The organism is Dapis hubbardiae BLCC-M172 (assembly GCF_050016015.1).
Taxonomy (GTDB): Bacteria; Cyanobacteriota; Cyanobacteriia; order Cyanobacteriales; family Microcoleaceae; genus Trichodesmium.
On record NZ_JBNHEQ010000333.1, the window covers coordinates 1 to 12,383 of the forward strand.

General features: G+C 37.3%; 8 protein-coding genes, 4 tRNA genes and 1 pseudogene. 9 read left to right on the forward strand and 4 right to left on the reverse strand.

Annotated features, from left to right (window positions below; all coding sequences use genetic code 11):
- The first annotated feature begins 40 nt into the window (after positions 1 to 40).
- The 8 genes and pseudogenes from ACP6PK_RS30630 to ACP6PK_RS30665 form a co-directional block, all read left to right on the forward strand.
- Complete coding sequence (locus ACP6PK_RS30630) at positions 41 to 1,603, forward strand: hypothetical protein (RefSeq protein WP_426565429.1); 1,563 nt, start codon at positions 41 to 43, stop codon at positions 1,601 to 1,603.
- A gap of 379 nt (positions 1,604 to 1,982) precedes the next feature.
- Positions 1,983 to 2,055: transfer RNA gene (locus tag ACP6PK_RS30635), tRNA-Lys, on the forward strand.
- A gap of 90 nt (positions 2,056 to 2,145) precedes the next feature.
- Positions 2,146 to 2,217: transfer RNA gene (locus ACP6PK_RS30640), tRNA-Gly, on the forward strand.
- 9 nt (positions 2,218 to 2,226) lie between these two features.
- Positions 2,227 to 2,298 (forward strand) — tRNA-Gly (locus ACP6PK_RS30645).
- A gap of 5 nt (positions 2,299 to 2,303) precedes the next feature.
- Positions 2,304 to 2,375, forward strand: a tRNA-Val gene (locus tag ACP6PK_RS30650).
- Positions 2,361 to 2,960, forward strand: coding sequence for an RNA-guided endonuclease InsQ/TnpB family protein (locus tag ACP6PK_RS30655; RefSeq protein ID WP_426565486.1), 600 nt, complete (start codon positions 2,361 to 2,363; stop codon positions 2,958 to 2,960). The genes ACP6PK_RS30650 and ACP6PK_RS30655 overlap by 15 nt, the downstream gene beginning before the upstream one ends.
- Before the next feature lie 44 nt (positions 2,961 to 3,004).
- Positions 3,005 to 3,316, forward strand: coding sequence for an RNA-guided endonuclease InsQ/TnpB family protein (locus tag ACP6PK_RS30660; protein ID WP_426565431.1), 312 nt, complete (start codon positions 3,005 to 3,007; stop codon positions 3,314 to 3,316).
- A 157-nt stretch (positions 3,317 to 3,473) separates the two neighbouring features.
- Positions 3,474 to 3,764, forward strand: a pseudogene (locus ACP6PK_RS30665) (NADAR family protein); the annotation flags it as partial.
- A 702-nt stretch (positions 3,765 to 4,466) separates the two neighbouring features.
- Here ACP6PK_RS30665 and ACP6PK_RS30670 read toward each other — a convergent pair.
- The 3 genes from ACP6PK_RS30670 to ACP6PK_RS30680 form a co-directional block, all read right to left on the reverse strand.
- On the reverse strand, positions 4,467 to 5,852 hold the full coding sequence (locus tag ACP6PK_RS30670; protein WP_426565433.1) for an IctB family putative bicarbonate transporter: 1,386 nt from the start codon (positions 5,850 to 5,852) through the stop codon (positions 4,467 to 4,469).
- 440 nt (positions 5,853 to 6,292) lie between these two features.
- Positions 6,293 to 7,099 (reverse strand): sensor histidine kinase, encoded by an 807-nt coding sequence (locus ACP6PK_RS30675; protein WP_094674897.1) that lies wholly within the window; start codon positions 7,097 to 7,099, stop codon positions 6,293 to 6,295.
- 444 nt (positions 7,100 to 7,543) lie between these two features.
- Entirely contained in the window at positions 7,544 to 8,950 is a 1,407-nt protein-coding gene (locus ACP6PK_RS30680) for a lysophospholipid acyltransferase family protein (protein ID WP_426565435.1), read from the reverse strand.
- A gap of 323 nt (positions 8,951 to 9,273) precedes the next feature.
- Between ACP6PK_RS30680 and ACP6PK_RS30685 the strand changes: the two genes are divergently transcribed.
- Positions 9,274 to 9,726: a hypothetical protein gene (locus tag ACP6PK_RS30685; protein WP_426565437.1), complete on the forward strand. Its 453-nt coding sequence runs from the start codon at positions 9,274 to 9,276 to the stop codon at positions 9,724 to 9,726.
- Positions 9,727 to 10,376: 650 nt separating this feature from the next.
- Here ACP6PK_RS30685 and ACP6PK_RS30690 read toward each other — a convergent pair.
- Positions 10,377 to 11,903 (reverse strand): hypothetical protein, encoded by a 1,527-nt coding sequence (locus tag ACP6PK_RS30690; protein ID WP_426565439.1) that lies wholly within the window; start codon positions 11,901 to 11,903, stop codon positions 10,377 to 10,379.
- Between the last annotated feature and the right edge of the window lie 480 nt (positions 11,904 to 12,383).

The following is a 12,383-nucleotide window of genomic DNA, read 5'->3' on the forward strand; positions in this document are numbered from 1 at the left end:
ATGCACAGGGTGAGGGACGCAAACTGTCCGGTACATTTGTTTGCTTATAAGAGCAAGAAACACAGGGGAGAGCAAAGAGGATTTAGCTAGAGAAAAGGTGAAACGTATAATAGAAAGGCTTGAGCAATCATCAAGACTTAGATGTCGTTATGGAGTTGAGGATAAAGGTATCGGCCGTCTAATGAAGCGTGAACTCGACTATGCCTTAAACACAGAGCAGCTATCCCCTTTTTCTAAGTATTCAGGTGAATGTAAAGAGGTAAAACTGTTGGAGAAACATAGTTTTGCCGACTTGTTGGAGCATGAGCTTAAGACTAGAGGGTACGAAGTAGTTGAACCGGAAGCTACAGAAATAGACGATGACAAGGTGAAAACTTGGAAGCAATCGGAGGCTATCAAAATAGAGAAATCTCACGCCATTTTTGAGGCAAAAGACTTAGATAAACAGGAGTATGAAAACGCAAACAGAAGAGAGATAAAGACTCCTAAACAAATGGCAGAACTAAGAAGGTACAGAATCAAGAATCAATTTCCTGGAATAGAGGATTCGACAGAATGGGGCGTGGAGTTTATTAAGGCGGTTACTTTTGATAGTCCAGGTTTGAAGGAAAAGGCATGGACTAGATATCTGTTTGAAAACCCGGATTTAAACTCACTTCTTAGGGATAAAAATACAGCCTACACGCTAAACCACGGCTTAACGATAGACGATACTGACCTAACTTACGCTCTAGTGTCGGAACTGAAATCTTTACCTTTTCATCTCATAGAAGGTAACAAAAACCTGAGCAAAGGTAGTCCCGAAGTTAAGGAATTCATATCAGAAGCTGAAAAGTGCCGTCACTTACCCAAAAGAGGGAAATTAGACGATGTTAAGTACATAGGCAAAGTCTTAGGATTAATAGGTCTAGTCTTATCTAAGCCCAAACAGGTCAGGCTAAAGGACGGTAGCAGGCTAAGGCAATATGGGGTAGAGGATAAACTTTGTTACTCTGAAACCGACCATGAAGGCAAAATCATCAGGGAAGTCATGCTCTACCCCTTATTGGAACCTTGCCTAGACAGCAAGTCCGGAGAACTATTCCGGAAATATAATTGTGAGTTTTTTGAAGAAGTAAAGTCTGATTTCTTAGGCGAGAAAAGCGAATCCAAGTTTAGACAAGAGCGATCGCCGTCTCTATCTTTAGCCAGACAGGAAGTCGAGATACAGTCAGATAAACCTGAGAGAGAAAAGACGCTTACGCTCCTTTGGACAAGACCTGATGATGGAAAGAAATTAAAAGTAACCCTAGTAGGCATAGGAGATGATGATAATGAGAGAATAGTTAAAGGGTTTCGGTCTCACCAATTTTTTGTCGCAAAAAGAATTGACTGTGTTGCCATTAAGGATGGACAAACTGAAGCTCCCTTGCAAATAGGAGATATGATTAAGTTGGACGGCAATGAAGAAAGGCTTAAATTAGGAAAGATAATAGGAAGCACTATCCAGGCAATTAATGAGCTAACTGGTAAAGCATTCAGATATCCCATTAATCTGATAAAAAAGCTTGGAACTGCAACTCAGAATTGCTCTGGGAAGCTGTCTACGAGTGAGAGATTCTAATGGCCTTGAAAAAAAAATCAATTAAATAAACTATGTGTTTGTGTGTAGAAATTTATATTGTATTTTTATATTATAAATTTATAATATATCTTGAAACATCCTAACTAACTAACAACGCTGCCATCACCTATCTTTCTATCCACCTTTAACAAAAGGGAAATTTACTCATGTTACCAGTCAACATAGACGGTTATACTTTAAAAATGGCCATTGTGTGAGTAGATATTGAGTAAATTCCTGTAAAACTATTGTTTACATACCTTGTGTCCGTTGCTCATTAAGACTCTTGATAAGATATTGGGATGGTGCAAGTCCCGTCGAGGCTTTGAAATGGGGAGAGTTTAGGAACATTTTTTTAATTATACTCCCTTGAAACTTTGGGTCGCTAACTCAATGGTTAGAGTAGCCGCCTTTTAAGCGGAAGGTTCAGAGTTCAAGTCTCTGGCGACCCATTAATACTAGGGTTGTTAGCTCAGTTGGTAGAGCAGCCGCCTCTTAAGCGGAAGTGCGTAGGTTCAAATCCTACACAGCCAACCAAATTTGCGGATGTAGTGTAAAGGTTAGCATTTGAGTCTTCCAAACTCTAGGTATGAGTTCGACCCCCATTATCCGCTTTGAAATATGCGAGTGTGATGTAATTGGTAGCATTTGAGTGCGCCACACTCAGTGAGTGAGTTCGAGTCTCACCACTCGCTTTCATACTCCTGTAGCTCAATGGTAGAGCATTTGCCTTACAAGCAAGGGGTTGTGAGTTCAAATCTCGCCGGGAGTATTATGCCTCCATAGCTCATACGAAGTATCAAAGTGTGCCCCCCAGCAAGCTTTAAGAGACTTAGACAGGGCATTTAAAAACTTTTTAACTATTCAAGGACGTGGATTCCCTAGATTCAAGAAAAAAGGGAAAAAAGATAGTTTCTATCTAGAAGGAAGTATTAAGATCCTGAAAGGAAACTATATTAAACTACCAAGAATAGGAATAGTAAAAACTTACTGTATCTTACCCTCTTACAGAGTCAAAAATGTGAGAATATCCAAGCGGGCTGGTGAGTGGTACATTAGTTTTAAGTATGATGAATGTCAGCCCAAACCTCTGACTAAAAAACGGGCTATTATCGGTGTAGATGTAGGTATAAATGCCCTAGCAACTTGTAGCGATGGAACCACCTACCCTAAGGTCAAAGCCTATAAACAAGCCAAAAAACGACTAACTCGTTATCAACGGCGTGTCCAGAAAAAAGAGCCTGGTAGCAAAAACACAAGCCAAAGCAGTAAAAAAACTAGCCAAGACTCACAAAAAAGCGGATGCGACCCCGCGCCGTCGCACGGCGCAAGGGAACGCGCACCAAGCAGTAGCTGATATAAGAGCAGATGCACTACATAAACTGACAACATGGGCGAGCTTTGAACCACAGCACCATAGTGATAGAAGATTTGAACGTAAGTGGAATGCTCAAAAATCATAAACTGGCAAGTGCTATAGCAGATTGTGGCTTTTATGAGTTTAAGCGTCAGCTTATATACAAGTGTGAGTGGTATGGCAGTGAGCTAATAATAGCTGATAGATTTTATCCAAGTTCTCAAATATGTTCAAACTGTGGGCATCAACAGAAAATGCCTTTGCATGAGAGAACTTATAATTGTGCTGACTGTGGATTTACTGCTGACAGAGACTTTAATGCTGCTGTTAACCTAGAAAACTATGTTTGGGAGTAGGTGCAGTTCTCACCGATTTGAAGCCTGTGGAGAAGAAGGGACGTTGCATGCAACGTCCGTACACAGACTGCGGTCAGTGGTCTTCAGTGAAACAGGAAGCTAGCTCCAAAGCTCATGTAATCACTCATGGGTAAGTTTGGGTAAGTTTAGTAGAACGGAAGCAGCAAAAATGGGGCGCAGTAGGAAATATCCACTGCGAACAGATTGGGAAAAAGTCAAAGATGATATTATGGAACGAGGTGTATTGAAAAAATTTGAAACTCATGCCGATATTCGTGAAATTCTACTGTCAACAGATGATGAGTTAATTGTAGAGAATTCTCCTAGTGATTATTATTGGGGTTGTGGCAAAGATGGTACAGGTAAAAATAAATTAGGACTAATTTTAATGGCAGTTCGTCAAACATTGCGCGATCGCGTAGCGGTGCGTAGCACTATCGCTACTTAAATGAATAATATCATGTCCGTTGGTATCACTATTTAAGTAGACCACAGTAGGGGCGAATGGCCATTAGCTACGCACAACTTTCCTATCGGAATGCTCCGCAAACGTTAACGCTCCTACAGAGTTTTGATTATGACGATGTGGTTTATCCATCTGAAAAGCACTGTAATTATAACCATTCAACCAGAGATGATATTGTTGTAGTCATTACGACTGGAACGGGGTGGAAGGTTTGCGCAGCATTCCGTAAGGAAAGCAATCTCAGGGGTGGCTTGAGATTGCTTCCTATGGTCGCAATGACCAATTATATCATGTCCGCTGAACCAATCCTCCTCTTTTTAAGAAGAGGAGGTAATTATTAATTGTTAATGGCTCTGTTGCATAATTATATCATGTCCGGTTGAATAGTTATAAATAAAAAGGGAGGAGTCAGGAGTCAGGAGTCAGGAGGGAAGAGGGGATAAAAAAAGTATATGCATGAGAAAGTTTTTTGGTCGCGTAAGCGGAACGGAGTTCTATCACGCTCTTATCCGGACATGATATTAGCGATAGAAAATCAATTCTGCAGCTATATCGCTCTCTTTGGCAATTATTGATGTTCTATTCATCTATTGTCCAATAGTTAGAGTAGTTTCCGCACGTTATTATTCTACATATGCACTTGCTTGTGCGACAGCTATATACTTTCATGCAACAAAGCCATTGTTAATTATTAATTGTTAATTGTTCCCTGCCATAATAACTAGCAATAATAGCTACCATCAACCACCAAAGAGTATTAATTTGGGGACGATACCAAACCGTATCCACTAAACCATGACCCATCAATCCTACCATTGCTGCCATTGCCCCAATTAACCAATATCCTTGATTATTACTAGCATCTCGCAAACGTTTCAATTGCAACACACCTTGATTAAAAGTCACTAACAGTAACCACAAAAAAGCAGTCAAACCTATAAAACCAGTTTCTACAACTATTTCTAAAGGTACAGAATAAGAACTCAAAGCACTGTAACGCGGTCTCTGATAAAGGGGATAAATTTTATTAAACACATCATTACCCGGTCCAATACCTAAGATTGGGCGATCGCGAATCATATCAAATACAGACATCCAAACATTGATCCGAAAATTATTACTGCTATCTTGACGACCTGCAAAAATACTCAAAACACGATTGCGTAAAGGCTCTAATAACACCACCGCCAAAATTAACAACCCTCCCAAACTGCCCACAGCTATTGGTAGAGACCAAGTTTGCCAAAATCTAGGCATATAGATACTCCACCAATACCACATTAAAATTAACATAGCAAACATCACAGCTATAAACCCAATCCAACTACCTCGACTACCTGTATAACGCAAACAAGCACAGTTGACTACTAATATTGTCACTGCCAGAGATTTTTGTGCCCAACTACGCCAAGCAAAAATTGCCACAAAACTCAAAGCAATAGCAGGTAATAAATATCCACCTAATAAATTAGGATTTCCTAAGTAACTATAGACACGAGTTACATTAGCTTGGGCGGAGTTAGGATCATTCCAGGTAGCGAGGGGTTCAACTTGGTCTATCCATTGTCGGATACCGTAGAAACTAACAATTAGGGAAACCAATAAATAAACACTGATTAACCAAGAGCGGAGTTTAGGCGATCGTAATACTAGCGACCCTAAAGCAAACAATAATAAATAAAGAGTTAATTTCACCCACCCGCTAAAAGCAGCAGTCTTTGCTGGGGAAACAACCATTGCCAATGTAGCAATACCCCAGTAAAGTAATATTAGTAGATGAATGGGAGTTAAATGTTCCTGGGTGTTATCCGAGACTGTCAGCAATACCCAAAAAGCAGCGCTAGCAAGTAATAAGAAACCAATGAGAGCAGTATTTACAAAAGGAGCTAGACTAAATACAATTGCCAGTAATACAAAACCAAGGGGTTCCCCCCATTGCATTAACCAACTCCCCCTTCGCCAGTTATGGAGGGAACCATTAACTAAACCATAGAGATAGCTAGCATTAAGCCATTGAGAGTCAGATAATGAGAGATTTGTAAGTGTTAATTTTTGCCAAACTGAGTTCATTTTATGATACCAACAGGAATTATAATAATAATACAGTATAGGAAGTGTGGGAAGTGTGGGGGGAAAGTCAGTTTTTCAGGACTTACGAAAAATATCGAATTATACACCATCTGTAGGGGCGATTGGCCAATCACCCCCTACTAGATATGGCGGTTATGCGTAAATCCTGTTTTTATTAATAGACTTCTCCAATAATCCAAAATAAAATCAATTATAGTACAGAAATAATCAATTATTTCCCCCTATTCTCCTACGGGCGATTTCCTAGGTCATGCTCCTAATTACGCATTTGGGACAGCATTCGGTTTGCGCAGCATTCCGCAGGAAACGAAATCGTCCCTACTCCCTAGTTCTTCTTTTCTGGAGATGTCTAATGCAGCTTGCCTATCTTGGAGACTTTGTACTCCCCACACTCCCCACACTCCCCATCTCCCCAAACCCTACTTAGAGAGTGGGAGAGCTAAAATATATCGATACCCTGATTCAGCAGAACCTTGAATCCATAAAGACCCGCCCTGTTGTTCTGCTAACTGACAACTGAACAGCAGTGCTAATAGATCGCGGGTGGGGTTTGTATTAACATTTTCCCCTTGTTTTGGCATTTGCTCAAAAATCATTTCTTTGAGTTCTGCAACTGTTAGCTGTAATCTATTTAGGGTTAAGCTAGATTTACTCTTTTGTTCAATTGTAGATAACTTTTGGGAGTAGAGTTGACTATGAGGAAGATTATCTCCAAGAAGGGGATGAGAAACCCACACTGCCACATTCAGTTCTTCTTTTTTTTCAGACAAATGAAGTTTTACTTCACTTCCTGAACCAGCAGATTGAATTACGCTGTAAATTAAGTTGTATAGTGTCTGTTCTAAAATTTCTTTATCAAACAAACCAATTTTATGATCGCCACCTCCACCTAATATATGTAATTCAACCTGACGATAAACTCTTTCTGGTTCTAAGTTTCTAACTATTTGCTGACAGAGGTTTTTCACGTCAACAGGAGTTTTTTCTACATTTTGGCCAGATTCGTCTAGTTTTGCTAAGGCAACAATTTCTTCAACGAGCGATCGCAAATATCGACTTCTCTCATTGATGACTTCTACATATTCTCTTTGTTTGTCTGTCAGAGATCCATAGATTTCCTGGTTCAAAACACTTGCCATTCCCATAACAGAAGTTAAGGGAGTTAACATTTCTTGGGTAACAATAGTCAGTAACTTGGTTTTAAGTAAATCAGCAGATGTAGTCATAGATTTGTTAGTAATAAAAAAAATTTAGTTCTTGTCAAATTCTATCAGTAACTATACAGCAATTCTTATACTGGTGATGTAGTAAGAAATTATAGGTTTTAGGGAACACTTAACCGGGAACAGGGAACAGAAAAGAAAACAAAAAAGTGTACCTCATACCGTTTCACTGAAGTCAGAAGTCAGAAGTCAGAAGTTAGATTTAATCCACTAAAAACCTCGATCGGATAATAGTTTCTGGCAATTATTTGATATTTAAAGTTGGAAACTATTTGTGACATCTCTAAAGTGAATTGGTATCACTAACTTGAGAAACAGTATACCTGATTCTTTTGCTATAATAAAAAACACAGGGAGGATATCACCTCTGTATAAACTGCAACTCAAATATCTAGTTGAAGAATCCCGCTGTGTCTCCTAAGCACAACGTTGGGAGTATCTCAATGTTTATTGAATCATTCCCTCAAGGGAATTTTGCAAATCTTGAGTTAGGTCTGATATTGCTGTACGACGTTTAGTTTGGTAAGCTTCCCACCGTTGAGAAACAGAAATCGGTTGTCCCACCGTCATTTGCACCCTTTGTTTTCCTAACCTGGGACGTTTTAAGGCATTACCACCCTTTATCCGATTAATCATATCCCATATTAACAAAGTTGTATCAGCAAATCTGTCTACTGTAGGCTTTTCCTTAACATATTTACCACTAACTGCCACAAAACTTTCTACTAATCTCATGTGCCACATTCGCAGACTAGCTTCTTGGGCAAGTCTATTTGCCAAACCTCTATCTACAGGAGAAAGAGTCGCCAAATTTTCAATATCTTCTCTATAAATACAATCCCATCCTGCTTGTTCAAGACGACGACAACGATCTATAAAATTACCTTTAGGATGAATATGAAAATATTCTTCTGCAACTTCTAGAGCAGCATTGAGAAGAGTATTGAGGCGAGTATTTATATCTTCATTAATTTGGTCATCTGTTAGAGATTCTTGGGAAGAACTTTTTTGAGTTAATTCAGGCAACTCTCGTTGATAGAATTGTCGATAAAAATCTTCCATTTTTCCTAGTAAATGACCCCCTAATCTCAAAAGTCTTTGATACAGTTTAGAAGGTGCTAATTTTTCCTGGTTAGAAATATTTTCTATCCCTGGAGACAAACCACTATCTTTTTCTAGTTTAGTTAAAAGTTTCTCCACATTTTTCCAAGGTTCATCTAAGTATTTATATTGAATACCCACTGGCACAATAAATACTTCTTCTGAACGATCTGCCTTAGATATATCCTCAACACACCAAAATCCCATTTGGGCAACACCAGGTTCTAAGGTACTAACTTTTTCATTATGACCATTAGTGGCTCCTTCTGGAGCGGCCATCATTGGTAAACTAGCATTAGCAAATAATTCACGAGCTGATTTTAGTCCCTGACGGTCTAGTTTTCCACGGTGAATTGAACTTCCTCCCAGATAAGAATACCACTTACCTATATAATCACCTGCCCATAAAGGAATACCTCGGTCAAAAAGAAAGTGATAGTGAAGAAGAGATGGGAGGTTTATTCCTTGTTGTTTGGCTAGTTTGGGCAATAGATACCAAATCATATATCCCATGCAAAATGGGTCGTCGGCGGTAGGATGACGGAATGCCATGAGGAAACGGGTTTTGCCTTGGTGGAAACTTTGATATTGTTGGGCTAGGGTTTCTAGGTTGTCTACTTGTATATCAGCGATGGATATCTGGAACTTCAGCCACCAAGGTAACATTAGTTTAGTGCCTTGCCGTACTAGGGGCTTGAAGTTGGGTGAGATAAATTCTAGAGGTGGTTGAACCTGGGTGCTTGAGTTAGGCATTACAATTTTAGATTTTCGATTTGGTCATTTTCAGATTTTCTTTCAATATAAATTGTGGAATGTCCAAGAGTCGAGTTTTGAGGAAAGTTTTAGGTTTTAGGTTTTAGGTTTTAGGATTTTAGGTTAATGGTTCAATTATTACTTATATATTAGTACAATATTATACTCAAGATACTCCTAGATTCTAAGTTAGACTGAAAACTTATTTTTTGTTGTAAAAAGATGTCTGAAAAAAACCAAAATGAAACGAAAAATATTCAAATAGGTGGTGGATAATTTTTCTTCTTCTTGCTACAATTGAAATCACATTTATAGTCAAGCTATTGACAAGCGATGTATCAGTAGAATTGCTTGTGGCTATTACAGTAATTGCAGCACTAATTGTCCTGATGCTTCGCATTGAATATTTAAGTTTATTCTCTATCACAAAAGATGGATTAAATGCCGAATTGTCAAACATAAAACAGAAAGTAAAAAATATTGAAAATGAGGTGAGTCTACTCAATATTGCAATGGTCTTAGATGCATTCGAGTATAAAACCTTAAAAAAAATCAAAGGTGATATAGAGGATAGTTATAATTTTGGTTTTCCTAATGAACAATATTTATTAGAAAGACTAAGAAATAGAGGTCTTATTGAAGAACATAATAGTGACTCAGTTTTTAAGAATAAGAACACTAGAGATCTAAATTTGCGTAAACACTTCTCAATCACAGAGAAAGGTAAAAAATATTTGGATTTTGTTGATAAACAGAAGAAGGAAATTGAGGAATAATTAGAGCAAATTGCAAAAAAAATTGATAAGTCTATCAAATAAAATTCATAGGTCTCTAATGGTGAGGAATATCGGTTGAATTATAACCAAGATTAGCCTAATTAGGGTTTGCTGAAAAAGTCTTTAGAGTAGGGGTCATTTCAGTTAGCCTCCTGCGGAGGAGCTGCGCTTTTCATGTCGCGCAGCGAAACAGTTATCAGTGAACCTCAGACCTTAGTCGGAGGCTTGAAATACTGAGTTAAATATTTTTTCATCCCCTTAAAAGGGGAGGCGCATACCCTCATTTTTTGGTAAAAACTATTTGGATTTTGTTGATAAACAGAAGAAGGAAATTGGGGAATAATTAGAGCAAATTGCAAAAAAAATTGATAAGTCTATCAAATAAAATTCATAGGTCTCTAATGGTGAGGAATATCGGTTGAATCATAACTAAGATTAGCCTAATTAGGGTTTGCTGAAAAAGTCTTTAGAGTAGGGGTAAGAGTCAGGAGTCAGGAGGGATAATTATCCCTTGATTTTTCAGCAAGAGCGTCAGCCTAAAATCCTCACTTTTTGAGCTTTTTAGAACAAAAACCTTATAGTTTTTACAGACCTAAAAAGGCTAATACGTTTATCTGTCAATACTTTTAGATTTAATCAGCAATTCCTAATTATTCCCAATTTTCTAATTCTTCTATCCAATTTTGCAATAAATTATTAATTTGTTCTCGTCGAGTTTCAAAACTGGCAGCTATCCAAATAAAAGCAACTCCTACTATTAAACCTATTATCCATTTGAAAAAAGAATAGATAGAATTCAGCACAATTAATTGATTAAAAACGTTGATTATAAATGTTACTGTTCCGACATACAGAAACGCTCTAGTTTGTAATCCTAATCCAGCAAAAATTGCAATAATACTAATGATTCCTGGAAGTAAACCAGTCCATTGATTTTCTAATAAAGCGACAAAACAAATTATCCCACTGCCAAACAGTCGTAAGTTATGACGAATATTTCTGTTTTGAGGTAATTTAAGTATCGGATCAACTTTAGCTACATAAAGTAATGATAATCCGATGGGAGTAACGTAAACTAATGTCTGAATTGATGCTTCTAAATTATTTAGCCAAATTATCAAAGCATAATTAATTAAAGCTACACTAATATAAGTTAATCGAATTTGTTGATTTACCTTGGAAATAACAATATAAAATCCAGCAGTTATTAAAATTGAAACATACCAATACCAAGGTGGAGCAAAGTCTAATCTTAAATTAGTAATAAATATAGTTACTATTGGCAAAATGACAGCGACTCGTCGCCAAGGTTTGAGCTGCCATCCCCAATTTTCCCAGGGTAATATATAGATAAAGTAGGAAATTATTGCCGCTATTGCACCTAGCCAAGATAGTAAAAATTCTGTGATGGAGAGTAAATTAATTATATAAATAGTAACGGCATATCCTTCTAAAACACCTAGATAAATCCAGATTTCTGCTTGCTGCAAATTGGAGTTATTTTTTGCTTGCATAATTGCATAGCGAGTTAAAAGTATAGCTGTAGTTAATCCTAATATTGGATGAGATTTCAGATTATATCCTGCTAATAAAAGTAAAAGAAAGCTACTCACTGCCCAATGTATATTGGCAATATTTTTAATTTCTGTTGCTGTGAGTTTTAAGTAGTCTAATAACCAGGGAGATAATAAGCGATAACTATAAGTGATAGTTGTACCAAGGCTGGCATAAGCAACTAATTTTTCTCCTAATGGGAGAGAATAAATTTGATAGAAAAGTAGTTCGGCAGCAGCAAAAGATATTCCGAGAATACCTAAGTATAATATTGGTTTTAATTTGGCTTGTCTTCTACCTACACCAATGAATATAAATGATAAAGCTAAGGAAGTTAAACCTGTCCAGCTATCGAAAATATTTACACGGAATAAAGCACCTAAAATACCATAGAGTAATGGTATTGTTTGCCAACATTTAGGCAGATTATTAATACCTACTTTTCGTTGTAACCAGTCTCCTAAAATTTGCACAAATAATCCTAATGCAATATTGGCGATGGCTAAACTAATTACGGATTTATTTACTAAGCTTAAAAATTCTACTGTGAATAGTTCTAAACCCCAAGCAAAACTATAAACTTTAACGTTAGACTGAACAAAATTATTGAGGCTAAATTTCATTAATGGATAATGGATAATGGATAATGGATAATTACCTCAAGGAAAACCGCAAGGGAATTGAATATAAGGAAATATCCTAGCACTTTTCTCTTAGTCGATTTGATATAGCATACTTCAGAAAGTTCCGCTTTTTATCTCAGGGAGGAGCTGTTAACGTTTGCTTGCATGACCTTAGGAAAGTTGTGCGCTAGCTAAACGACCGCTTTTTTCCCCATGGGGGGAGGCTTTTAACCAATGTATTTAATTAATAATTATGGTATTGGTAAAATCAGGTATCAAATTTGGATAATAATCAGATTAATAGTCAGGAAAAAAACTCTTTTAACTACTGACTACTGACTGCTGACTACTCAAAATATTTTCCAGTTAATGATGATTTTTGCCATCTATTTATGTCTTAACTGCTATTAGTAAAATCAGGTATGAAATTTGGATAATAATCAGATTAATAGTCAGGAAAAAAACTCTTTTAACTACTGA

Coding starts and splice junctions, on each gene's coding strand:
- ACP6PK_RS30670 (WP_426565433.1), bottom strand. CDS start 5,852: ATGAACTCAGTTTGGCAAAAATTAACACTTACAAATCTCTCATTATCT.
- ACP6PK_RS30675 (WP_094674897.1), bottom strand. CDS start 7,099: ATGACTACATCTGCTGATTTACTTAAAACCAAGTTACTGACTATTGTT.
- ACP6PK_RS30680 (WP_426565435.1), bottom strand. CDS start 8,950: ATGCCTAACTCAAGCACCCAGGTTCAACCACCTCTAGAATTTATCTCA.
- ACP6PK_RS30690 (WP_426565439.1), bottom strand. CDS start 11,903: ATGAAATTTAGCCTCAATAATTTTGTTCAGTCTAACGTTAAAGTTTAT.